This is a genomic window from Amphritea opalescens (genome assembly GCF_003957515.1).
GTDB classification, from domain to species: domain Bacteria; phylum Pseudomonadota; class Gammaproteobacteria; order Pseudomonadales; family Balneatricaceae; genus Amphritea; species Amphritea opalescens.
Genome location: NZ_RQXW01000007.1, coordinates 35,896 through 58,138 on the forward strand (window position 1 = coordinate 35,896; position 22,243 = coordinate 58,138).

Sequence of the window (22,243 nt, forward strand, 5' to 3'; positions counted from 1 at the left end):
GTCTCCTTATACGGGCTATTGCGCTGCTAAGCGGGCTTGACGAATGATCATCTCAGCGCGGATGTCGGCGATATGGCTGGTGGGCTGTTTATCAGCCTCGGCGTGTTGATAAAGCTCGCTGAGTGACGCATAAATCTGGGTGACTTTTTGCTGAATCACGGTCTCTTTCTGTCCGCTGTGATGCAGGGCGACAAAGATAAGCCCGCCGGCATTAATCAGGTAATCTGGGGCGTAGAGGATGCCGCGACGATAGAGCATTTCGCCCTGATGGTTATCCGACAGCTGGTTATTGGCTGAGCCGGCTATTATTGCGCATTTGAAGCGATCAACTGTGTCGGGGTTGATAATAGCGCCGAGTCCGCAGGGGCAAAATATATCGGCAACGACATCGTAGATTTCGTCTTCAGCGACAGCGGTTGCTGCAAACTCAGTGACGGCTTGCGCGACTTTATCGGGATCGATATCGGTCACGGTGAGCCGAGCGCCGGCTGCGTGGAGCAGCTTTGCAAGCGCATAACCAACATGCCCAAGGCCCTGAAGGGCGATATGGATATGATTTAAGTCTGGGGAACCAAAGCGGAACTTAGCGCTGGCGCGAATCCCTTCAAACACCCCTTTTGCCGTTGAGGGCGAAGGGTCTCCCATTGTTTGAGTGCAGGTTACAAATGGGGTCTGGGTGGCAATATTATCCATGTCGGTGGTCTGAGTGCCGCTGTCCATGGCGGTAATGTAGCGTCCGCCTAGACTATCGACAAAGCGACCAAAGCTTTGCATCAATTGCTCAGGGTGATAAAGCTTAGCGGGTTTTAAAATCACCGCCTTGCCGCCACCGTGAGGTAGGTCGGCGAGGGCTGATTTATAGCTCATGCCTTTGGCTAGCCGAATAGCGTCAGTGATGGCCGCTGCCGTGCTAGGATAGGGAATAAAGCGACAGCCACCGATGGCTGGGCCACGAAAAGTATCATGGATGGCGATTATGGCTTGTAAACCGGACGCGGAATCTTGCCAGAAATGCAGATCCTGTAGGCCGGTACTGTCCATCTGTCTAAACATGACGGGATCCTCCGTACGCGTTTCAAACGTTGGCACTACCTTGGTATTAATGTCTTGTAGAGAGAGGGGTTATCCACTATCTCTTGTCTGTCATAAGCGATTTTTTGGATCGATTGATGACTTTGCTATACCTTTTGGATAGCACAGGTTGGCGGAAAGTTCAGCTCGCTGATCGGTTCAGAAAATAGTTTTACGCCGTTATATGGCCTAATGAGGTCTTTTTCTGCAGCGCATTAAATGCTGTGATGGCAAGGGATTGCCGTGAGATATAAGGGGGAAGCTGCGGCTGGAGTCTTAGCGTGATATTTTTTTATAAAAAAATTGCGGCTTGAATAAAACAGAAAGCTTGCTACCTAAAGTGGTAATGCCGTTAACAGTGGCTAAAATCTATAAAAAATCACTAAAACAGGGTGTTTATCTGTAAATGAGCGTTAAACTTAGATTTAGATGGTCGCTGGCTAGATATAATGCCTTCTGTGAGGTGGAATACAGCTGCAAAAGCCGACTTTATCGGTATAATTCTGTTAATGTTAAATTTTTTCAGTGTTAAAGGTTGCTAGTCTGAGTTATGAAAAACCTGCCTGTTATATATCTGCTAAAGCCGCTTAGAAGAGCAGTGCTGGTATCTATCTGTGGTTTGCTGCCGTTGGGGCTGCAGGCCGATACAGATCATCTGAATATGGATCAGGAGAGCCTGCTTCTCGCAAGTTTAGGTGATCTTCAACAAAATCAGATGACAGGCGCAATGGATAAATTGCGTACGTTGATCAAAGAGCAGCCAGATTTTAGGTTGGCTCAATTGATCTATGCAGACCTAATGGCGGCTCAAGGTGGAACACTCAGTGCTGTGGGTAATAATGGGCAGAGTGATAAGAAAACCTTACAGGGGCTGATTTCAGAAGCGCGCGCGCGGATGAGTGTCGATCGTTATAAGCCAGCACCAGGCACGATTCCTAGTAGTTTGCTGCAGATGTCACCAAAACAGCAGCATGTGATTGTTATCGATACCAGCTTGTCGCGTTTATATCTGTTTAAAAACAACCATGGTACGCCGCAGTTGATCAAAGACTATTATGTCTCTTATGGTCGTGGGGGTGTTGATAAACGTAAGCGTGGTGATCTTAAAACGCCACTGGGTGTGTATTTTACCACTGGACGGCTCACCGACGATCAACTACCGCCCCGTTATGGTTCTGGCGCGTTGCCGATCAATTATCCTAATGCTTGGGATCAACGGCTAGGCAATACGGGTAGCGGTATCTGGGTGCATGGTTCGCCTAAAGATACCTTTAGTCGTGCACCGCAGGCGAGTGAAGGCTGTCTCTCACTGAGTAATAATCATTTTACTGAGCTGGATCAGATCGTCGATTTTACCGACACACCGGTATTGATTGGTACGCACTTTGATTGGATTGATCCGCAGAGCTGGCAGCAAAAGCAGAAAGCCTTCATTGAGGTGGTTGATAGCTGGCGCAAAGATTGGGAAAGTCTGGATACCGATACCTATCTGTCCCATTACTCAGAACAGTTCAATAACGGTAAAATGGGATTCAACCGTTTTGCTGAGCATAAACGTCGGGTGAATGGTAGTAAGTCATTTATTGATGTGGGTATTCATAATCTGAGTATCTATCAGCACCCTGATAATCCGAATATGTTTGTGGCGACCTTTACGCAAGATTATAAAAGTGACAATTACAGCGGCAGCGGCCTTAAACGCCAGTATTGGGTTAATGAAGGTGGTCAATGGCGTATCGCCTATGAGGGAGACCCTCAGAAGGGTAAACCCTAGGTTCGTATTCCCTAGGTTCGTATTCCATAGATTCGTATTAAATGATTAATAAAAAAAACCGCCAATGGCGGTTTTTTTATATCTGAAACTAGGGGTTACAGCGTAGTTTCGTTAAGAATTTTCCACTGGCCGTTTTCCTGAATCAGGGTGAGGGTTTTATAAACTTCATCCTGATAGGTGTCGGACTGATATTTTTGTCGGAATACCGAGCGAACCTTACCGTTGCCCGCTTCTGCTAGGGATATATCGGTGATATCAACCTTGATAAAGGCGGGTTTACCTAAACGTTGCTGCCGTCCCCAGACCCACTGTTTGTGAGTAACTCGACCGGGGTTCGGGGTATAGGTGTCCGTGTAAAAGCGTAGATAGGCCTTAACATCTTTGGCCGCCCAGGCAGTTGCCCAGCCGTTAATCGTTTGTTGAATGTCGGTTCGCACGGATTCGCTTAGCATTTCACCGGCTTTGTTTTTCAGTGTGGTGCTGGCCTCCGTAGCTGTTTGGCTGACAGGAGTGACTGCGGGTTCTGTTGCGACGACGTCAGCGGGTGGCGTGACGACGGTTGTTGCTATCGTGGGGACGGTACCTGCCGATTCATCTCGCTCTTCAATCACCAGCTTAGCGGGAGGTTGTTGGTTAACGCTGGGTTGGCTTTGGACAACGGCTTTTGGCGCGGTTTTAGTGGCCGGCTGCGGTGTCGTTTGTGCGATAACTTGAGGTGTGGTCGATGCGATAAAGGTTTGTGATGAAGTCGGCTGATATATCTGGTCTAGAATGCCTAGATTAGCACGAGCCGGTTGCTTGCTGCTGTCTAGATTGAGTGCTCGATTGTAAGCTTGGGTCGCTAAAGCGGAGTAAACCGCCTTCAGGTTTGTTTGCACCTGTGCGTAACTCGGGTTGGTTTCAAAGGCCTGCAATAGTACCTCGACGGCCTTGTCATTATCGCCTTGACGGGCATAAACCACCGCAAGGTTGTTGTAAGGCTCTGGTGAGTCCGGGTAGAGATGGCTGAGTTTGCTGAAAATATCGGCTGCTTCATTGAGCTTATTTTGGTTGATCAACGAGATGCCGTACAACAGCCAGCCATTAGGGTCTTTTGGATTCGACACTAGGTAGTCATTGACCTGGGTGAAAGCGCCTTCGACGTCGCCGCTGTTTTGCAGTTTTTTAGCTTGCTTTAACTCGGTGGCCAATAACTTAGCGTTAAAGGCTATTTTTTCACGGAGTTTGTCGGATTCAGGCTGATCTTTTTTTACCGCGATAAGGGTTTGTGCCTGTTCTTCATCGGCCATCCAGCGGTTGAGTTCATTTAGCTTAGCTTGTATATCATCCTGAGCGGCCTGAAATGCTTGAGACTGTGAACAGTTATAAGCATTTTTAGAGCCGGCGCTTTGGCAGTAGCTGTCCTGTTGGTCGGCGGCGCTGAGGGACGCAGACCCCGTCAAAACACTGATTGCTAACGCAAGGGTGAGTTTACAATTTTTCGCTGAACGTGTTGATCTCATACCGTTCTTTATCATTAGGAGGTCCATTCAGGCATCATCAGGCATTATTATGGGTTGTATCTGGCCATGATTATAACTGGAAAAAAGCGAGGGGGAAGCCCGTGAGGGCAATGTGGCGGAGATTAAAGCAGCCAGGGATGACTGCTCTAATCTATTAGTCTATCGATTATAGCTGTTCGCGAGCAATCGCTCGGTAAGCGATATCATCACGATAGTAAACACCGTTCCAATCGATCTGCTTAACCAGCTCGTAAGCGCGTTGCTGTGCTTCCGTGACGCTGTTGCCCAGTGCGGTTGCGCAAAGTACTCGGCCACCGTTGGTAACGACCTGACCATCTTTCATCGCTGTGCCAGCATGGAATACTTTAGAACCCTCTTCAGTACTCTCTGGCAGGCTGATGACGTCGCCTTTGGTATAATCGCCCGGGTAGCCGCCAGCGGCTAAGACAACGCCTACGGCGCAGCGAGTATCCCAATCGGCGCTGGTTTGATCCAGCTTGCCATCTAATGCTGCATCGCACAGTTCGACGATACTGGATTTTAGACGTAGCATAATGGGCTGGGTTTCTGGATCACCAAAGCGGCAGTTGTACTCAATCACTTTTGGTGTGCCGTCAGCCATGATCATCAGACCAGCGTAAAGGAAACCAACATAGGTATTACCCTCGTCAGCCATGCCTTTAACCGTTGGCAGGATAACTTCAGCCATAATGCGCTGATCGATCTCAGGCGTTACAACCGGAGCGGGAGAGTATGCCCCCATGCCTCCGGTATTCAGGCCGGTATCACCGTTGCCGGCTCGTTTGTGATCTTGGCTGGTGGCCATTGGCAGTACATTAGTGCCATCGACCATGACGATAAAGCTCGCTTCTTCGCCATCTAAGAACTCTTCGATGACGACGCGGTGTCCCGCTTCGCCGAAAGCGTTGCCTGCCAGCATATCCTGCACGGCATCTTCCGCTTCCTGTAGGGTCATAGCGACAATCACACCTTTACCAGCGGCTAAGCCATCGGCTTTGACAACGATCGGCGCACCTTTTTCACGTAGATAGGCCAAGGCTGGCTCTATTTCAGTAAAATTTTGATAGTCAGCGGTTGGGATCTGCTGGCGTTCAAGGAAATCTTTGGTGAAGGCTTTTGATCCTTCAAGCTGAGCAGCGCCTTTTGAAGGGCCGAAACAGCGTAGACCTTCGCTGCTGAAGCGATCGACAATACCTTCAACCAGTGGTGCTTCAGGGCCGACAATGGTCAGCGCGACGGGGTTGTCTTTCGCGAATGCAACCAGTGCATCCTGATCCATCACATCGATAGCAACGTTTTCTAACTTAGGCTCGAGTGCTGTACCGGCGTTACCCGGTGCAACAAATACTTTATTCACTTTACTGTCTTTAGCTGCATGCCATGCTAGTGCGTGTTCGCGACCGCCGGAGCCAATAACTAATACGTTCATATCTCTACCTTAATTCTGAAATCGTCCCATAACAAAAGAGCCAGATAAACTGGCTCTTTTAGCTGTATTGTCTTTAGTGGCGGAAGTGACGCATGCCGGTGAAGACCATCGCCATACCGTGCTCGTTAGCCGCATCAATGACTTCTTGATCGCGCATCGAACCGCCCGGTTGAATGACGGCTTTGATGCCGGCTGCTGCGGCAGAATCGATTCCGTCACGGAAGGGGAAGAAGGCATCGGATGCCATCACAGATCCTTTCACTTCCAGTCCTTCATCCGCCGCTTTAATACCAGCGATTCGAGCGCTGTAAACACGGCTCATCTGTCCTGCGCCTATACCGATGGTTTGACCCTCTTTGGCATAAACAATGGCATTTGATTTAACGAACTTAGCCACTTCCCAGCAGAATAGCAGATCACGAATCTCCTGTTCAGTCGGTTGCAGTGTGGTCACCACTTTCAGTTCGCTCACATCGACCATCCCGAGGTCTTGGTCCTGAACCAATAAGCCGCCGTTAACGCGTTTGTAATCGAAACGTTTAGTGCGTTCAGTCGACCACTCGCCGCACGCTAGCAGGCGAACATTGGGCTTGGCAGCAACGATGTCGGATGCTTCTTGGGTGACTGATGGGGCAATAATGACTTCAACAAACTGACGATCAACGATCGCTTTAGCAGTTGCCGCGTCCAATTCGCGGTTAAAGGCGATAATGCCGCCAAAGGCCGAGGTTGGATCTGTTTGGTAGGCTTTGTTGTAAGCTTCCAGCAGGTTCTCGCCAATCGCTACACCGCAAGGGTTAGCGTGTTTCACGATAACGCAGGCAGGTTCTTTGAATGGTTTAACGCATTCTAGTGCAGAGTCGGTATCGGCCACATTGTTGAATGACAGTGCTTTACCCTGTAATTGGCTAGCAGTCGACACACTGGCTTCAGCTGGATTTGCTTCAACATAGAACGCGGCTTTCTGATGTGGATTCTCGCCGTAACGCATCTCCTGGGCTTTAACAAACTGAGTGTTAAAGGTGCGGGGGAAGTCAGCGGGTTCCTCAACGCTACCGTCGGTGATCGCGCCGAGGTAGTTAGCAATCATGCCATCATAAGCGGCGGTGTGTTCAAACGCCTGAACGGCTAGATCGAAACGGGTTGGGTGCGTTAGCCCCTGGTTGGCGTCTAGCTCAGCGATGATGCGGTCATAGCTGTCAGCGGTGACAACGATCGCAACATCTTTATGGTTTTTAGCGGCAGAGCGAACCATGGTGGGTCCACCGATATCGATGTTTTCGATAGCCAGTGGTAGATCGCAGTCAGGTCGGGCGATGGTTTGTTCGAATGGATAGAGGTTCACCACGACCATATCGATCGGGGTAATACCGTGTTCATTCATGATCGCATCGTCGATACCGCGACGTCCCAGAATACCGCCGTGTACTTTGGGGTGTAGGGTTTTAACGCGGCCATCCATCATTTCTGGGAAACCGGTATAGTCAGATACTTCAATAGCCGGAATGTCGTTTTCTTTCAGCAGCTTGTATGTGCCGCCAGTGGAAAGGATCTCAACACCGCGCTGGCTAAGTGCCTGGGCGAATTCAACGATACCTGATTTATCAGACACGCTGATCAGTGCGCGACGTACCGGAGTGATTTTCTGCTCTGCCATGGTTTTGTCTTCTGAGTTAAGGTTAAAGAATATTCGTTTACAGTAAGCCGTACTGCTTCAGTTTTTTGCGTAGCGTGCCACGGTTCAAACCTAACAGCTCAGAGGCTTTGGTTTGGTTGTCCCGGGTGTAGGTCATCACGGCTTCAAACAAAGGGGCTTCAATCTCAGCCAGTACCATTTGATACACGTCGGTGACAGGCTGCCCATCCAGCTGGCGAAAGTAGTTATGCATAGATACCTGTACGCTATCTCGCAAAGTGCGTTCCTGCACATCGATGTTTTCTATATGTGTTACTTGTGTATTCAATGTTTTGTTATCCACTTGCATTAACCTAAAAAATTGAACCGTTACTCAGGCAGCAGCGTCTGCTTTACTCGGCACGATGAAAAATGACCGGATAGCGTCTTGCTGAAGTTCGGTTTCTTCTATTTGATTAAACTCTTTTCTGAAACGTTCTGAGTTACTTTGCTGCTCTGTGTGCTGACTGTTTTTGAGATACCAGCCGACATGTTTACGGGCAATGCGTATGCCAGCATAGTCGCCATAAAAGCGGTACAGAGCAGACAGGTGTTCCAATAGCGTATCCCTGACCTCAACGGCGGTCGGGGAGGGTAGCATTTTGCCGGTCTTCAAGTAATGGCTTATCTCACGGAAAATCCATGGATTTCCCTGAGCTGTCCGCCCCAGCATCACGGCATCAGCGCCGGTGTATTCAAGCACCTGTTGTGCTTTTAACGGGCTGTTGATATCCCCGTTGGCAAACAGAGGGATGTCGATTGTCTGGCGAATGCGGGCAATCGTCTCATACTCAGCTTCGCCCTTATAGCCACAGGCCCGTGTCCGACCATGGACAGCGAGTGCTTGAATGCCAGCGTCTTCAGCGATCCGTGCAATGGTTTCACCATTACGGCTTTGCTGATCCCAACCGGTACGGATCTTGAGTGTTACCGGTAGATCGACGGCCGCGACGGTTGCTTGAAGAATCTCTCTAACCAGCTGTTCATCTTTTAATAGGGCGGATCCTGCTGCCTTATTACAGACTTTCTTTGCTGGGCAACCCATGTTGATGTCGATGATATGAGCACCATTAGCTGCATTGGCTCTGGCTGCTTCAGCCATCATCTGTGGGTCACCGCCGGCAATCTGGACAACATTTAGGCTGTTATCCGTGTCTTTTTGTAAACGGTAGCTGGATTTTCGACTGTTCCATAGCCGTGTATCAGAGGTGACCATTTCGGAAACCACCATGCCCGCACCCAGTTGTTTACACAACCGGCGAAATGGCAGGTCGGTTACACCGGCCATCGGTGCCAAGATAACCTGGCTGTCAATGGTGTGCTGTCCGATTTGAAACATGGCCAACCCCGAATTTAGAGAAATAGCTGCCTGTGATTATCAAAAAGATAACCCCGGAACCGCTGTTTGGAAGGCGGACAATCATACTCTTTCACAAGGGGAGGGCCAAGGGTTTTTTGATGGTTTTTTGATCATATTGTTGTTGCAAAATGTGTTACATAATGATCAGAAAGAGGTGGGACAGTCAGTGGGAGTGCTGATTTTTAGGCGAACACAGAGCGATTGTGGTTAATTGAGCGGACTGTTCTGCTTGATCGGTTTTTGCAACGTTGCTTCATAGCTCGTCGCTCGTCGACCCGGGTCAAGCAGGGCGAATTCAATTTGTGCCGGGCGTTTGGATGGCATGATAGCGGACTGGGTTGAATGCAGATAATCACGTGGCTGAAACACACTCTGGCTGATCGTTTGTCCGAGCCGGTCGGAGAATGCTAACCGAATAGCGGGATAGGGTTGCGCCGCTTTCGCCTGATTTTCCAGTAATAGGTTTACCATTAACACACCTTGGTAATCAGGATGCTGCCGGACAACGAGTTGGCGAGTGATGATCTGATCGAGCATGATCGGGGTGTCGAACTCGCAGGGTAGGAATTGGCAAGCATATTGATAGGCCGGCGAGAGCTCTGGGTATTGGCTGAGTTGCTGACGGTTAAACCAGAGGTATTGCCCGCCGAGCAGTAGCAGTGCGATCAGTGATAATGCTGTCCAGCCATGTTGCGTTGCTGATTTTTCTTGGCGGCTGATAAAAATTGGCTCAGCACGAAAAGCGGTCAAGGGAGCGGGCTTAACGGGAGTTTGTTTGCTTTCTGTTTCTGTTGGCAGAGTGGCAAAGGGTGCTGGGTTAGTCGATTGAGCAGTATGTGAGGCAACCGTGGGTATCGATTGAACGGTTTTCAGTATCTCGCTGACGGGCTGCTCTAATTCATCTATCGGCGCGTGGTGAGTCGGCTTGAGCTGTTCTGCCTCTATGCCCCAGAGGATATCATCCGGTGATAGAGGTTCTGGATGGATAGGCTTGGCGTCGGGGCTAGGGTAACGCTTATCGAAGACGGTGTTCGGCTGCGCGAAGCTGGGTACATCGATCTGATCAAACAAGGGGTCATCGTTGAGAGTCTCTTCAGCGGGAGTCTCATCAATGGCATTTCTTTCAATAAGAGCGCTTTCAATAAAGGCTTTTTCAAGAAGAGCCTTTTCAATAATAGTCTCATCATTGAAAGGGCGATCATCGAAAGTATCGTCGTTGAGGAGTTCGTCAATAAAGGCCTCTTCATTGAAAATCTCGTCCGTGAGTGGGTCGTCGTCAAAAAGAATATCGCGACTAAACTCGTCAGGGGCGAATTCGTCAAGGTTGGACGCATTATTGAGCGTATCAATCTCTGGTTGACCCACCGGATCATCTAGTTGATCTGGCGCTAAGTCTGCTAGAGGATCGCTGAGGTCGTCGCAGCGATAGAGCTCTGCATTAAAGACTTCAAGACATTCGCCACAACGCACCTTGCCATGAGCAATTTTTAGTTGCCCAGGTGTGACCTGAAACCTTGTGGTACAGGCCGGGCACTCGGTGATGATGTTGTGGCTTGTCATAAGATGGCGTTACCGTTTTAGCCCGGTAATGCGAATCCAACCCTCTTGCTCGGTCACTGGGTCAAGCTCAAAATCTTGGCTATAAGCGGCCCGCAGTTCATCTTCCTGATCGGCCAGCAAGCCGGATAGTACTAGCTGTCCACCGGGTTTGCAGAGCGCGGAGAGCGTCGGAGCCAGTTGAACTAAGGGGCCCGCAAGAATGTTAGCGACGACAAGGTCTGCTTGATCTTGGGGGGCTTTTTCGGGGAAATAAACCTGTAACCGATCTTTCGATAAGTGGTTGCGTTGTAGGTTATCGAGGCTGGCATCCAGTGCCTGTGGATCAATATCCACGGCGGTGACATGTTCAGCGCCAAGCAGTAGAGAGGCGATCCCTAGGATGCCGGAGCCGCAGCCGTAATCGACTACCTGCTTGCCATCGAGTGTTAAGGAGTCGAGAAACTCAAGGCAGAGCGCGGTGGTTGGGTGGGTGCCGGTGCCGAAAGCCAATCCGGGATCAAGCAGCAGGTTGACGGCGTCCGGCTCGGGGGCGGCTTTCCAGCTGGGGCAAACCCAGAGTCGCTGGCCAAATTTCATGGGATGATAGTTATCCATCCATTCTCTTTCCCAGTCCTTATCTTCGACGATCTCCGTTTTCATCGGAGGGAAGGGGTTGTTTGGAAAAAGCTGCCGGTGAGACTCTTTTAAGAAGGCTTGGGTCGCTTCCAGATCATGGTCGGCGGAAAAGAGCCCTGTCAGTACGGTGTTATTCCATAAGGGGGTGGTGCCGAGGTCTGGTTCAAAGATGGGCGTATCTTCTTTGTCCTGCAAGGTGACGGCGGCGCAGCCGGACGCGAGCAGTAGGTCTTCATACTGTTCGGCGTTGTCTGGTAGGACGTCCAGTTTGATCTGTAACCAGGGCATGATGTTTTCCTTATAACCTTCGATATCTGTTCTTTATAACAAGAGGATCAAACGAAAAAAAGCCTCCGTTGGGAGGCTTTTCTCTGAATCGTTGAGATTTTAAGCTCAGTCTAGACCCAGTTTCTTCTCTAAATAATGGATATTAACGCCGCCTTCCGCGAAGTTAGTATCGCGCACGATGATCTGGTGCAGCGGGATATTACAACGAATACCCTCGATCACCATTTCGTCCAATGCTATTTCCATTCTGCGTAATGCGGTTGCCCGATCTTCACCATAGGTAATCAGCTTCGCAATGAGCGAGTCATAATGTGGTGGAACGGTGTAGCCGTTATACAGATGGGAATCAACCCGAACGCCGATACCACCTGGTGCATGGAAATGACTGACAGTACCAGGGCAGGGCATAAAGGTTTTAGGATCTTCGGCATTGATGCGGCACTCGATAGAGTGGCCGAGCAATTTCACGTCTTCCTGTTTGAATGACAGTGGCATGCCAGAGGCGATGCGTAACTGTTCTTTGACGATATCGATACCCGTTACCATCTCGGAAACTGGGTGTTCAACCTGAACACGGGTGTTCATTTCGATAAAGTAGAAATGGCCATCCTCGTACAGGAATTCGAAGGTGCCGGCACCGCGATAGTTGATCGCAAGGCAGGCATCGACGCAGCTTTTCAATACTTCGGCGCGGGCCGCAGGATCGATATCGGGCGCTGGCGCTTCTTCAACGACTTTCTGGTGACGACGTTGCATAGAGCAGTCGCGGTCATACAGGTGGATCGCATGACCCTGTCCGTCAGAAAGTACCTGAACTTCAACATGGCGAGGGTTCTCAAGGAACTTCTCCATGTATACGGTTTCGTCGCCGAAAGAGGATTTTGCTTCCGCCTTAGTAACGTATACCGCGTTTAGCAAGCTCGCTTCGCTATGCACGACCCGCATACCGCGTCCACCGCCACCGGCGGCCGCTTTGATAATCACGGGGTAGCCGATGCGACGGGCAATCTCGATGACTTTGTCGCCATCTTCAGGCAGTTCGCCGTCAGAGCCCGGTACGGTCGGTACGCCGGCTTTTTGCATCGCTTCGATAGCCGCTACTTTATCGCCCATGATGCGGATGGTTTCCGCTTTAGGGCCGATAAAGGCAAAACCACTTTGCTCAACACGTTCGGCAAAGTCGGCGTTTTCAGCTAAGAAACCGTAGCCTGGGTGGATGCCCATCGCGTCGGTTACTTCGGCGGCCGCAATGATGGCGGGAATATTTAGGTAGCTTTGTGCCGATGAGGGTGGTCCGATACATACGGCTTCATCTGCGAGACGAACATGCATCAAATCACGATCCGCAGTGGAGTGGATCGCAACCGTTTTGATGCCGAGTTCTTTACAGGCCCGGAGGATACGCAGGGCGATCTCTCCGCGGTTGGCAATAACAACTTTTTCTAGCATGTCGAGAACCTGTCTGGTGGATAGCTTAAACGATGATTACCAGTGGTTGATCAAACTCAACCGGTTGGCCGTCTTCTACCATGATAGCTTCGACAACACCGGATCTGTCTGCTTCGATCTGGTTCATCATCTTCATTGCTTCAACGATGCAGATAGGGTCACCCTCTTTCACGGTCTGACCGACTTCAACGAATGACGGTGAGCTAGGTGATGGGGAGCGGTAGAACGTACCAACCATCGGAGACAGAACCGCCTGACCATTGTAGGCAGGAGCAGCAGCAACGGGCGCTACTGGTGCGGCGACAGGCGCAGCAACCGGTGCAGGCGCTGCAGCGATAGGAGCAGGGGCTGCGACAACAGCAGCACCACGGCTGATACGTACAGACTCTTCGCCTTCTTTGATTTCGATCTCGTTGATGTTGGATTCTTCCAACAGTTCAATCAGTTTTTTTACTTTGCGAATATCCATACTAATGAAATTCTCTATCAATTCAGATGTTAAAGTTTTTCAACCCGGCTGATGGCGGATTGTAATGCAAATTCATAACCTTGGACGCCCAGACCGCAGATAACGCCCACTGCCACATCGGAAAGATAGGAGTGATGACGAAATGATTCGCGGGCATGCACGTTGGAGATATGGATCTCTATAAAAGGGATCGCCACACCTAACAGTGCATCACGCAAGGCAACACTCGTATGAGTAAATGCCGCTGGGTTAATCAGTATAAAATCCACCTGTTCGACACGGGCCTGGTGGATCCGTTCAATCAGTACATGCTCGGCGTTACTTTGCAGGCACTCAATCTGGTGACCCGCTTGCTGAGCAAGGGTGGTAAGGCGTTGGTTAATGTCCTGCAATGTCGCAGCGCCATAAACCTCAGGCTCGCGTGTGCCGAGCAGATTCAGGTTAGGGCCGTTGAGGAGCAGTATCTTAGCCATTAATAAAGCCTATAACGACGTATAATTACGTCCGATGGATATAAAAGAGAGTAGTTTGCCGGAAAAGCTAAACAGTGTAAACCGGTTTACTACTTATTGTGTTTTATCATCAGTTTTGCCGACGTTGTGCTTGGTTTCTGATCAATATCAGCTTTGAGTTCGGCTATTTGATGACCCTGATAATGTCGTTTCTGTTCATCTTGTGTTCATAAGTCATCGGTTAGCGGTGACTTGTTTCAATGCTTGAATAAATACCTCTGTAATCAGTGTAGTATAATGATCAATTAATTACAGCGCGCCGAGCATTGACCCGGTCTGTCAAATCGGACATATTGCGGTGCAATAAAGAAGCGCTTTTACGTTAAAGGAAATACCATGGATATGTTACAGCGGTTGTGGTTCTCATGCTGGGATAAGCTAACAGGCACGGTCGGTCGGGTGAGATTTTTTCGCCCAGTGTTGGTGATTCTAGGTTTGTATTTGTTGGTGAGTGTCGGTGTGGGTGTCTGGTGGAGCCAGGAGCCAGAACCCTTTGAGATCCAAGCTAAAACGGTACAGGCCGCTGACGGTACAGAACATAAAATTATCGGTTCCGCGACGGTCTCAACGCTGATTAAAATTACCGATACCTTGTTGCAGAAGCAGGGAGGTTATCTATCGAATGACCGTCTGCCACCGGGCATCTGGTTGGATAATATTCCAAACTGGGAGTTTGGTGTCTTGGTACAGGCACGGGATATGTCTCGGGCCATGCGTAAAGATTTTAGTCGTTCACAGTCGCAATCCACCGAAGATGTGGATTTAAAAGCTGCTGAGCCACTGCTGCACTTTGATAGTAACAGTTGGGTGTTGCCCTCCAGTGAAAGTGAGTACACCCGCGCGCTGAACCATCTGCGGGCTTATGAGGTGCGTTTAGCTGACCCTCAGCAACAGGATGCGCAGTTTTACTCCCGTGCCGATAACCTACGGGGTTGGTTGGCGGATGTTTCTACTCGCTTAGGCAGCTTATCTCAGCGTTTGAGTGCCAGTGTTGGCCAGAAACGAGTGAATACTGATTTGGCGGGCGAATCCAGTGCGCGTCAGTCCACCGATAATGCCGGTGACCGGGAAGTTAAAACGGGCTTCCTCGAGATTGATGATGTGTTCTATGAAGCACGCGGTACTGCTTGGGCGCTAATTCATCTGCTGCAAGCGGTTGAAGTCGATTTTGCCGATGCGTTGGAGAAGAAAAACGCCTTGATCAGTCTGCGTCAGATTATTCGTGAACTCGAAGCGACACAGGGAACTGTTTGGACGCCGATGATCTTGAATGGTAGTGAGTTTGGTTTGCTGGCCAATCACTCATTGGTGATGGCGTCATATATCTCCCGCGCCAACGCCGCGATTATTGATCTGCGTACCTTGCTAGAACAGGGTTAATGATTGTTTGAGATAAGCTGGCAATAGTTGTTCGCGTGATACCGCGTTATAGGAAGGGAAATCGTATGATCCGAGTGGTTTTTAATCAGAAGGGTGGCGTCGGTAAATCGAGTATCAGCACTAACCTAGCCGCCATTAGTGCGAGTCAGGGCAAACGGACGCTGGTGGTTGATCTGGATTCGCAGTGTAATACCAGTCACTACCTGCTCGGCGACCAGGTGAATGAAACGGTTGGCGATATCAAAGACTTTTTTGAGCAGATGCTAAGTTTTCAGGTGCGGCCTAAAGCGATTACGGAGTTTATTCATGGAACGCTGTATGAAAATCTGGATCTGTTGCCGTCAAGCCCAGCGCTGGGAGATCTGCATGCTAAGTTGGAAGCGAAGCACAAGATCTATAAGTTGCGAGATGCGCTGCAGCAGCTAGATCAGTATGATGCGATCTATATCGACACGCCGCCGGCCTTTAATTTTTATACATTATCGGCGCTCTGTGGGGCGGATAGTTGTTTGATTCCTTTTGACTGCGATGAATTCTCTCGGCAGGCCCTGTATAGCCTTATGTACAATGTGCAGGAGACGCAGCAGGACCATAACGAGAAACTGATCATCGAAGGGATTGTGGTGAATCAGTATCAGCCCCGGGCGAATGCCTCTATCAGCATCGTTGAAATGCTAAAGGATGATAACTTACCGGTACTGAATGCAAAACTCTCCTCATCGGTCAAAATGAAAGAGTCACACAACGCCTGTGTTCCCCTTATTCACTTTGCCCCGAAGCACAAACTCACACTGGAATATTTAGCACTGCATGACGAGTTGAGTGGTTGAAACGATCAACTGTTTTATGAGCACTGACTAGGCGCCTATGTGCGTCTTTTTGGTGCAAATTCACCGCATTCGGGTGCCATTTTGTCGCTTCCGGAGCGAAATCTGCTGGCTGATTAGCCCTGTCCTTATTTTGTGACGTCCATCTAAGACATTCTGTCTAGCTCAAGGTATTATGTTTTAAACTTTTCAGGCTCAGTACGGTGGTGCGCCCATCGGTTGACGCTTTCGTTTCCCGTCGCTTTAAAAAGAGACTTCAGTATGCGTATACACGAAATTAACCACCCTTTAGTTAAACATAAGATTAGTCTGATGCGGGCTGCGGACATCAGTACCCGAGCGTTTCGTCAGTTGGCGGCCGAAGTGGGGGCTCTGTTGACCTATGAAGCGACCAAAGATCTGAAAACCGAAGTCTATCAGTTTGAAGGCTGGTGCGGTGAGATGACCGGCGAACAGATTAAAGGTAAAAAGGTAACGGTTGTGCCGATTTTGCGCGCCGGTATCGGTATGTTGGATGGCGTACTGGATCTGATTCCGAGTGCCAAAATCAGCGTGGTTGGTTTATACCGCGATGAAGAAACATTGCAGCCGGTTACCTACTTTGAGCGTTTGACCAGCGATATGGAAGAGCGGTTGGCGTTGGTGATCGACCCGATGTTAGCAACGGGTGGTTCGATGAACGCTACGATCGATATGCTAAAGAGCTCCGGCTGTCAGGATATTAAAGCTCTGGTGTTAGTGGCCGCGCCTGAAGGTATTAAAGCGGTGAATGAGGCTCATCCTGATGTTGAACTATACGCTGCGGCGGTGGATAGCCATCTGAATGAACAGGGTTATATTATTCCGGGCCTAGGCGATGCCGGTGATAAAATTTTTGGTACTAAATAAAGGGCTATCTGATGACTGGAAAGGTAAACGAGACTCTAGACGGTAGCGAGGCGCTTTGGCGTACGGTACTGGCGGGTTCACAAATGTTGTTTGTTGCTTTTGGGGCGCTAGTATTAATGCCGTTATTGACCGGCATGGACCCTAGTGTGGCACTCTTTACGGCTGGCTTAGGCACCTTGTTGTTCCAGTTTGTCACTAAGCGTCAGGTGCCGGTGTTTTTGGCATCTTCTTTTGCGTTTATTGCGCCGATTATCTATAGCACCAGTACTTGGGGCATGCCCGCCACCATGGGGGCGCTTTTCTGCGCTGGCTTGGTGTATATGTTGTTGGCACTAGCGGTGAAAGTTCGCGGTGTTGGCTTTTTGCATCGTTTACTACCACCGGTCGTGGTCGGCCCCGTCATTATGGTGATTGGCTTAGGGTTGGCGCCAGTAGCGGTAAACATGGCGATGGGTAAAGCGGGGGATGGCAGTATCGAACTGTTTCCTTATATCGATTCGATGATCGTGTCTATGTCTGCATTGGCAACGACCCTGTTAGTGGCGACCTTAGGTAAAGGTATCTTCCGCTTATTGCCGATTATGGCAGGGGTTATAGTGGGTTATCTGATGGCAAACTTCTTCGGTATGGTGGATTATCAGATCGTTGCAGATGCCGCGTTTCTAGCCGTGCCTGCGTTTGTTTTGCCGGAACTTAATTGGCAGGCGATTCTGTTTATGATTCCTGTGGCCATTGCGCCAGCGGTCGAGCATGTGGGTGATGTGTTGGCGATTGGTCATGTGACCGGCAAAGACTATATCAAGAAGCCCGGCTTGCACCGTACGCTGTTTGGCGACGGACTGGCAACCTCGGCGGCGGCGCTGTTTGGTGGCCCACCAAATACCACCTATTCTGAAGTTACCGGTGCGGTCATGCTGACCCGCTCGTTTAATCCGATGATTATGATATGGGCGGCGGTGTTTGCGATCTTACTAGCCTTTGTTGCTAAGTTTGGCATCTTACTGCAAACCATTCCCTCACCGGTGATGGGCGGTATTTTGATTCTGTTGTTTGGCTCGATCGCTGCGGTAGGTCTTAATACGCTGATTAAAGCGCGTGTCGACCTAGCAGAACAGCGCAATCTGGTGATTGTGGCGACTACCTTGGTGTTTGGTATTGGCGGTATGGTGGTTGGTCAAGGTGAGTTCAGCATGCAGGGCGTGAGCTTATGTGGCGTGGTGGCGATTCTGCTGAACCTGTTCTTGCCAGGGCATAAGCCGATGGCGGATGATCTGCATGAAGAGCAAGAAATGGTTGATGACCTGATTGAGCATACAAAATAAGCCGTTTACCGGCTGTTAGTGGCGTAGAGAGACTGCGTTTCTGACGATGATGATAAAAACCGGCGGCTGTCGGTTTTTTTGTCAATAATAATGATATAAGGGTAATCCCTCATTTTGTGATTGAAATTCGGCCTCGATGATGGAACACTGTGGGCTGATTTTAAGAGGATAGGCTGAATATGAAGATTAACAGTTTTGGTGTGGTAGGTGCTGGTCAGATGGGTGGTGGTATTGCTCAGGTGGCAGCGTGCTCTGGTTTTGATGTGGTTTTGTATGATCTGAACGAACCCGCTCTAGCGCGCGGCATTAAAGCGATCAGTTCTAGCTTGGCGCGCATGGTCACGAAGGAAAAGCTGACTCAGGATGAAGCGGATCAGGCATTGGCGCGGATCACGCAAACGACTGATATGGCGGATATGGCGTCAACCGGTATCGTGGTGGAAGCGGCCAGTGAAGATGAAGAGATCAAGAAAACCATCTTCCGTAAACTGGATGAAGTGTGCCAGCCGGAGACGATCTTAGCGACCAATACCTCATCGATCTCGATTACTCGATTGGCGGCGGTAACTTCTCGCCCTGGTAAAGTGATCGGAATGCACTTTATGAATCCGGTACCGATGATGCAGTTGGTGGAGATTATCCGCGCGCTACAAACCGAGGATGCGGTGTTTGATGCGGTACAGCAGTTGTCACTGGAGATGAGTAAAGTGCCGGTGGACGTTAAAGATGCGCCGGGCTTTGTTTCTAACCGTATTCTGATGCCGATGATCAATGAAGCGGTATTCTGCCGTTATGAGAATCTCGCCTCGGCAGAAGAGATCGATACCGTCATGAAGCTGGGGATGAGCCACCCAATGGGGCCGTTGGCACTGGCGGATCTGATCGGTTTGGACACCTGCTTGAGCATTATGAATGTGCTCTATGATAACTTCAAAGATTCCAAATATCGTCCTTGTCCACTGCTGGTGCAGATGGTTGATGCCGGTTATATGGGGCGTAAGAGCGGCCGCGGGTTTTATACCTACGACTGAGTTGTTATGTCGGGTGATTCGTTGAGAGGTGTTGGATTTGTGTAGGGTGCCGATGAAGCATGAATCGCACCGGTTTTTGTCTAGATGATGATGCGGTTCGCAAAGCTCACCGGCATCCTACAGATCGCTCGTTGAGACGTGTTGGTTTTTTGTAGGGTGCTGATGGAGTATGAATCGCACCTGCTTTTCGTATAGGCGATGATGCGGTTCGCAAGCTCACCGGCATCCTACAGATCGCTCGTTGATACGTGTTGGGTTTGTGTAGGGTGCCGATGAAGCATGAATCGCACCGGTTTTTCGTATAGGCAATGATGCGGTTCGCAAGCTCACCAGCACGTCTACGACGTTATGGCGCAAAAGCCTGCTTGATCTTTGCCTTATCGATGAGTTTGGCTGAATCCGATATGGTTGCTCTGACCTCGGTATTTGAAACTAAATCATTGATGGGGAGTTTGACGATACGTGCGATGGCTTTCTGCATCGCTTGAGGATCGGTGCGTAGCGCTGCTTTAGATTCGTTGTAGCAGTCCTCTACCATGAGGCGGGTAATGAGTGAGCCAAACTCTTTTTTAGATGCTTGCAGATCCTCGGCTGAAACCTGACTATACGCTTTGAGTTCTGGATGGGTCGACAATGAGAAAAACATCCATTTCACCAGTGCTTTCCGTTCTTTACCCGTTAGTGAATCGACGAAGCAGGTTTCGAGCGCTTGCGCATGTGCCGTGATCGGCAGTATGAAACAAAGGCTAGTCATCAGTGTTAAAGCGAACGTCGGTATGATGCGTTTCAAAGTAAATAACCCCATTTTTGATCAATGAATGTCGCTTCTGCTGTCCGCGATACGCTGACGCGCGGTTGATTAGCCTGTGGATAAGATAATCAGCATACCCGCTCGGTGACGGCAAAGACAGTTGGCTTAGCGGCAGACGAGCCGCTTTGATTATGGCAATACATGGTGATGCGGATGCTATTTCGATAGATAACGGATGCCATTTTCTAACCCTTCCAGCGTTAGAGGAAACATTTTTTGATCCAATATGTTTTTGATCATCTGGGTGCTGGCGGTGTAATCCCAGTAACGTTGGTGATTGGGGTTAAGCCAGATCGCTTTATCCCAGGTATCCATAATACGTCGTAGCCAGACCTCTCCCGCTTCGGGATTGCGGTGTTCGACACTGCCGAAGCGTTCGGTGACCTCATAGGGGGCCATCGCCGCATCTCCTACAAAGATCACCCGATAATCACGGCCATAGGTATGCAGCAGATCGAAGGTGTCGATATGTTCGTGCCAGCGCCGTTTATTGTCTTTCCACACCCGTTCATAGACACAGTTGTGAAAGTAGAAATATTCCAGATGTTTAAACTCGGTGCGCGCGGCTGAAAAGAGTTGCTCGCACTGCTGGATATAGGGGTCCATAGAGCCGCCCACATCAAAAAATATCAGCACCTTGGCGGCGTTATGCCGTTCCGGCACCATTTTTAGATCGAGGTAGCCGGCGTTATTGGCCGTGGAGCGGATGGTATCGTCTAAATCGAGTTCATCCGCGGAGCCGGTACGGGCAAACTTGCGCAGTTTACGTAGCGCGACTTTAAGATTACGGGTGCCGAGTTCGACGTTGTCATCGAGGTCGCGGAACTGTCGTTTTTCCCAGACTTTGACCGCCTGCTTATGTTTGCTTTCGCCACCGATTCTCACACCTTCGGGATTATAGCCGCTATGACCGAAGGGAGATGTGCCGCCGGTGCCGATCCATTTGTTACCACCGGCGTGTCGTTCCTGTTGTTCTTCAAAGCGTTTGGCGAGGGTTTCCATCAGCTTGTCGAGGCCGCCGAGTTTTTCGATTTCGGCTTTATCTTCGTCGCTGAGGTTACGGATAAAGTCGGCGTCCAGCCAGTCTTCGGGGATCAGGTTATCAAAGGGATCGGGTAGCTCGGCTAACCCCTTAAAATAGTGGCCAAAGGCGAGATCAAAGCGGTCGAAATATTTCTCATCCTTTACCATGCAGGTACGGGCCAGCAGATAGAAATCATCCCAGTCGGCGAAGGCTAGGTGGTTATCGAGCGCTTCCAGTAGGGCGAGCAGCTCATGGATGGAAACCGGCACCTGAGCTTTGCGCAGGGTGTAGAAAAAATCGACTAACATAGATCACTCCCTGCAGGCTTAGCGGTTTTCTCGGCGGGCCATAAACGCCAGACGCTGAAGCATATGTACATCTTGCTCATTTTTCAGCAGGGCGCCATAGAGCGGTGGAATCGCTTGGCTAGGGTCGCGGCTCTGCAGTAGCTCCAGTGAAATATTGTCGGCCAGTAGTAGTTTCAACCAGTCGATAAGCTCGGAGGTAGAGGGCTTCTTCTTGAGGCCGTTGATCTCCCGTACTTGAAAGAACACTTCCAGTGCTTCGTTGACGAGTTCTTTTTGAATATGGGGAAAATGCACATCCACGATCTGCTTCATGGTGTCCGCATTAGGGAAGTTGATGTAATGGAAAAAGCAGCGGCGAAGAAAAGCATCGGGCAGTTCTTTTTCGTTGTTACTGGTGATAATAATCAGGGGGCGATGTTTCGCGACCACGGTTTCACCGGTTTCGTAAACGCTGAACTCCATCTTGTCGAGTTCGACCAGTAGATCATTGGGGAATTCGATATCGGCTTTATCGATTTCATCAATCAATAGAACGACCTGTTCGTCAGCATCAAACGCTTCCCAGAGCATCCCTTTGCGGATGTAGTTGCTGATATCATGCACTCGGTCATCGCCAAGCTGGGAGTCCCTGAGGCGGGAGACTGCATCGTATTCATACAGTCCCTGCTGAGCCTTGGTGGTCGATTTAATATGCCAGCGAAGTAGCTTTTTACCGAAGGCCTCAGCGACCTCTTCCGCTAGCATGGTTTTGCCGGTGCCAGGCTCGCCTTTGATCAGTAGGGGGCGTTGCAATGTGGCGGCAGCATTGACGGCCATCCGCAGATCATCTGTTGCAACATAGCGCTCTGTACCTTCAAATTTCATCTGACTTAACCTCTGAGAAAACTGTTACCAAAGAGAATTATCTTAGCAGAAAAAGAGTATCAG

General features: G+C 49.9%; 20 protein-coding genes. 6 read left to right on the top strand and 14 right to left on the bottom strand.

Annotated features, from left to right (window positions below):
• Window positions 1-15: 15 nt before the first annotated feature.
• Complete coding sequence (locus EH243_RS09200; RefSeq protein WP_126158365.1) at window positions 16-1,053, bottom strand: Leu/Phe/Val dehydrogenase; 1,038 nt, start codon at window positions 1,051-1,053, stop codon at window positions 16-18.
• A 568-nt stretch (window positions 1,054-1,621) separates the two neighbouring features.
• Between EH243_RS09200 and EH243_RS09205 the strand changes: the two genes are divergently transcribed.
• Window positions 1,622-2,845, top strand: a complete 1,224-nt coding sequence (locus EH243_RS09205) for a L,D-transpeptidase family protein (protein WP_126158366.1) — start codon at window positions 1,622-1,624, stop codon at window positions 2,843-2,845.
• A 95-nt stretch (window positions 2,846-2,940) separates the two neighbouring features.
• Here the strand turns inward: EH243_RS09205 and EH243_RS09210 are convergent, their stop codons facing one another.
• The 10 genes from EH243_RS09210 to aroQ form a co-directional block, all read right to left on the bottom strand.
• Entirely contained in the window at window positions 2,941-4,347 is a 1,407-nt protein-coding gene (locus tag EH243_RS09210; protein WP_164549084.1) for a L,D-transpeptidase Cds6 family protein, read from the bottom strand.
• Window positions 4,348-4,513: 166 nt separating this feature from the next.
• Window positions 4,514-5,797: a phosphoribosylamine--glycine ligase gene (gene purD / locus EH243_RS09215; protein ID WP_126158368.1), complete on the bottom strand. Its 1,284-nt coding sequence runs from the start codon at window positions 5,795-5,797 to the stop codon at window positions 4,514-4,516.
• Between the two features lie 73 nt (window positions 5,798-5,870).
• Complete coding sequence (gene purH, locus EH243_RS09220) at window positions 5,871-7,454, bottom strand: bifunctional phosphoribosylaminoimidazolecarboxamide formyltransferase/IMP cyclohydrolase (RefSeq protein WP_126158369.1); 1,584 nt, start codon at window positions 7,452-7,454, stop codon at window positions 5,871-5,873.
• A gap of 37 nt (window positions 7,455-7,491) precedes the next feature.
• Window positions 7,492-7,776: a DNA-binding transcriptional regulator Fis gene (fis, locus tag EH243_RS09225; protein ID WP_241235033.1), complete on the bottom strand. Its 285-nt coding sequence runs from the start codon at window positions 7,774-7,776 to the stop codon at window positions 7,492-7,494.
• 30 nt (window positions 7,777-7,806) lie between these two features.
• Entirely contained in the window at window positions 7,807-8,811 is a 1,005-nt protein-coding gene (gene dusB / locus EH243_RS09230; protein WP_241235034.1) for a tRNA dihydrouridine synthase DusB, read from the bottom strand.
• Window positions 8,812-9,039: 228 nt separating this feature from the next.
• Complete coding sequence (locus EH243_RS09235; RefSeq protein ID WP_126158372.1) at window positions 9,040-10,392, bottom strand: zinc-ribbon and DUF3426 domain-containing protein; 1,353 nt, start codon at window positions 10,390-10,392, stop codon at window positions 9,040-9,042.
• Between the two features lie 9 nt (window positions 10,393-10,401).
• Entirely contained in the window at window positions 10,402-11,295 is an 894-nt protein-coding gene (gene prmA / locus EH243_RS09240) for a 50S ribosomal protein L11 methyltransferase (protein ID WP_126158373.1), read from the bottom strand.
• 105 nt (window positions 11,296-11,400) lie between these two features.
• On the bottom strand, window positions 11,401-12,744 hold the full coding sequence (gene accC, locus EH243_RS09245) for an acetyl-CoA carboxylase biotin carboxylase subunit (protein ID WP_126158374.1): 1,344 nt from the start codon (window positions 12,742-12,744) through the stop codon (window positions 11,401-11,403).
• A 25-nt stretch (window positions 12,745-12,769) separates the two neighbouring features.
• Entirely contained in the window at window positions 12,770-13,213 is a 444-nt protein-coding gene (accB, locus tag EH243_RS09250) for an acetyl-CoA carboxylase biotin carboxyl carrier protein (RefSeq protein WP_126158375.1), read from the bottom strand.
• A gap of 29 nt (window positions 13,214-13,242) precedes the next feature.
• Window positions 13,243-13,686 (bottom strand): type II 3-dehydroquinate dehydratase, encoded by a 444-nt coding sequence (gene aroQ / locus EH243_RS09255; RefSeq protein ID WP_126158376.1) that lies wholly within the window; start codon window positions 13,684-13,686, stop codon window positions 13,243-13,245.
• Between the two features lie 375 nt (window positions 13,687-14,061).
• Between aroQ and EH243_RS09260 the strand changes: the two genes are divergently transcribed.
• The 5 genes from EH243_RS09260 (at window position 14,062) to EH243_RS09280 (ending at window position 19,173) form a co-directional block, all read left to right on the top strand.
• Window positions 14,062-15,105, top strand: coding sequence for a DUF2333 family protein (locus EH243_RS09260; protein ID WP_126158377.1), 1,044 nt, complete (start codon window positions 14,062-14,064; stop codon window positions 15,103-15,105).
• A gap of 65 nt (window positions 15,106-15,170) precedes the next feature.
• On the top strand, window positions 15,171-15,935 hold the full coding sequence (locus EH243_RS09265) for a ParA family protein (protein ID WP_126158378.1): 765 nt from the start codon (window positions 15,171-15,173) through the stop codon (window positions 15,933-15,935).
• A gap of 258 nt (window positions 15,936-16,193) precedes the next feature.
• Window positions 16,194-16,820, top strand: coding sequence for a uracil phosphoribosyltransferase (gene upp, locus EH243_RS09270; protein WP_126158379.1), 627 nt, complete (start codon window positions 16,194-16,196; stop codon window positions 16,818-16,820).
• A gap of 11 nt (window positions 16,821-16,831) precedes the next feature.
• Window positions 16,832-18,142, top strand: coding sequence for a uracil-xanthine permease family protein (locus tag EH243_RS09275; protein WP_126158380.1), 1,311 nt, complete (start codon window positions 16,832-16,834; stop codon window positions 18,140-18,142).
• Between the two features lie 179 nt (window positions 18,143-18,321).
• Window positions 18,322-19,173: a 3-hydroxybutyryl-CoA dehydrogenase gene (locus EH243_RS09280; RefSeq protein WP_126158381.1), complete on the top strand. Its 852-nt coding sequence runs from the start codon at window positions 18,322-18,324 to the stop codon at window positions 19,171-19,173.
• A gap of 346 nt (window positions 19,174-19,519) precedes the next feature.
• Here the strand turns inward: EH243_RS09280 and EH243_RS09285 are convergent, their stop codons facing one another.
• The 3 genes from EH243_RS09285 to EH243_RS09295 all read right to left on the bottom strand — a co-directional run bounded on the left by EH243_RS09285 (window position 19,520) and on the right by EH243_RS09295 (window position 22,180).
• Window positions 19,520-19,963, bottom strand: a complete 444-nt coding sequence (locus EH243_RS09285) for a hypothetical protein (protein WP_126158382.1) — start codon at window positions 19,961-19,963, stop codon at window positions 19,520-19,522.
• Window positions 19,964-20,140: 177 nt separating this feature from the next.
• Complete coding sequence (locus EH243_RS09290) at window positions 20,141-21,316, bottom strand: vWA domain-containing protein (RefSeq protein ID WP_126158383.1); 1,176 nt, start codon at window positions 21,314-21,316, stop codon at window positions 20,141-20,143.
• Window positions 21,317-21,334: 18 nt separating this feature from the next.
• Window positions 21,335-22,180: an AAA family ATPase gene (locus EH243_RS09295; protein ID WP_126158384.1), complete on the bottom strand. Its 846-nt coding sequence runs from the start codon at window positions 22,178-22,180 to the stop codon at window positions 21,335-21,337.
• Between the last annotated feature and the right edge of the window lie 63 nt (window positions 22,181-22,243).

Excerpts from the sequence above, each read along its gene's own strand:
- upp (WP_126158379.1), top strand. The coding sequence starts at position 16,194 with ATGCGTATACACGAAATTAACCACCCTTTAGTTAAACATAAGATTAGT.
- EH243_RS09275 (WP_126158380.1), top strand. The coding sequence starts at position 16,832 with ATGACTGGAAAGGTAAACGAGACTCTAGACGGTAGCGAGGCGCTTTGG.
- dusB (WP_241235034.1), bottom strand. The coding sequence starts at position 8,811 with ATGTTTCAAATCGGACAGCACACCATTGACAGCCAGGTTATCTTGGCA.
- EH243_RS09280 (WP_126158381.1), top strand. The coding sequence starts at position 18,322 with ATGAAGATTAACAGTTTTGGTGTGGTAGGTGCTGGTCAGATGGGTGGT.
- accC (WP_126158374.1), bottom strand. The coding sequence starts at position 12,744 with ATGCTAGAAAAAGTTGTTATTGCCAACCGCGGAGAGATCGCCCTGCGT.
- prmA (WP_126158373.1), bottom strand. The coding sequence starts at position 11,295 with ATGCCCTGGTTACAGATCAAACTGGACGTCCTACCAGACAACGCCGAA.
- EH243_RS09260 (WP_126158377.1), top strand. The coding sequence starts at position 14,062 with ATGGATATGTTACAGCGGTTGTGGTTCTCATGCTGGGATAAGCTAACA.
- purH (WP_126158369.1), bottom strand. The coding sequence starts at position 7,454 with ATGGCAGAGCAGAAAATCACTCCGGTACGTCGCGCACTGATCAGCGTG.
- EH243_RS09265 (WP_126158378.1), top strand. The coding sequence starts at position 15,171 with ATGATCCGAGTGGTTTTTAATCAGAAGGGTGGCGTCGGTAAATCGAGT.
- accB (WP_126158375.1), bottom strand. The coding sequence starts at position 13,213 with ATGGATATTCGCAAAGTAAAAAAACTGATTGAACTGTTGGAAGAATCC.
- EH243_RS09210 (WP_164549084.1), bottom strand. The coding sequence starts at position 4,347 with ATGAGATCAACACGTTCAGCGAAAAATTGTAAACTCACCCTTGCGTTA.
- EH243_RS09295 (WP_126158384.1), bottom strand. The coding sequence starts at position 22,180 with ATGAAATTTGAAGGTACAGAGCGCTATGTTGCAACAGATGATCTGCGG.
- EH243_RS09205 (WP_126158366.1), top strand. The coding sequence starts at position 1,622 with ATGAAAAACCTGCCTGTTATATATCTGCTAAAGCCGCTTAGAAGAGCA.
- aroQ (WP_126158376.1), bottom strand. The coding sequence starts at position 13,686 with ATGGCTAAGATACTGCTCCTCAACGGCCCTAACCTGAATCTGCTCGGC.
- EH243_RS09290 (WP_126158383.1), bottom strand. The coding sequence starts at position 21,316 with ATGTTAGTCGATTTTTTCTACACCCTGCGCAAAGCTCAGGTGCCGGTT.
- purD (WP_126158368.1), bottom strand. The coding sequence starts at position 5,797 with ATGAACGTATTAGTTATTGGCTCCGGCGGTCGCGAACACGCACTAGCA.
- EH243_RS09200 (WP_126158365.1), bottom strand. The coding sequence starts at position 1,053 with ATGTTTAGACAGATGGACAGTACCGGCCTACAGGATCTGCATTTCTGG.
- EH243_RS09235 (WP_126158372.1), bottom strand. The coding sequence starts at position 10,392 with ATGACAAGCCACAACATCATCACCGAGTGCCCGGCCTGTACCACAAGG.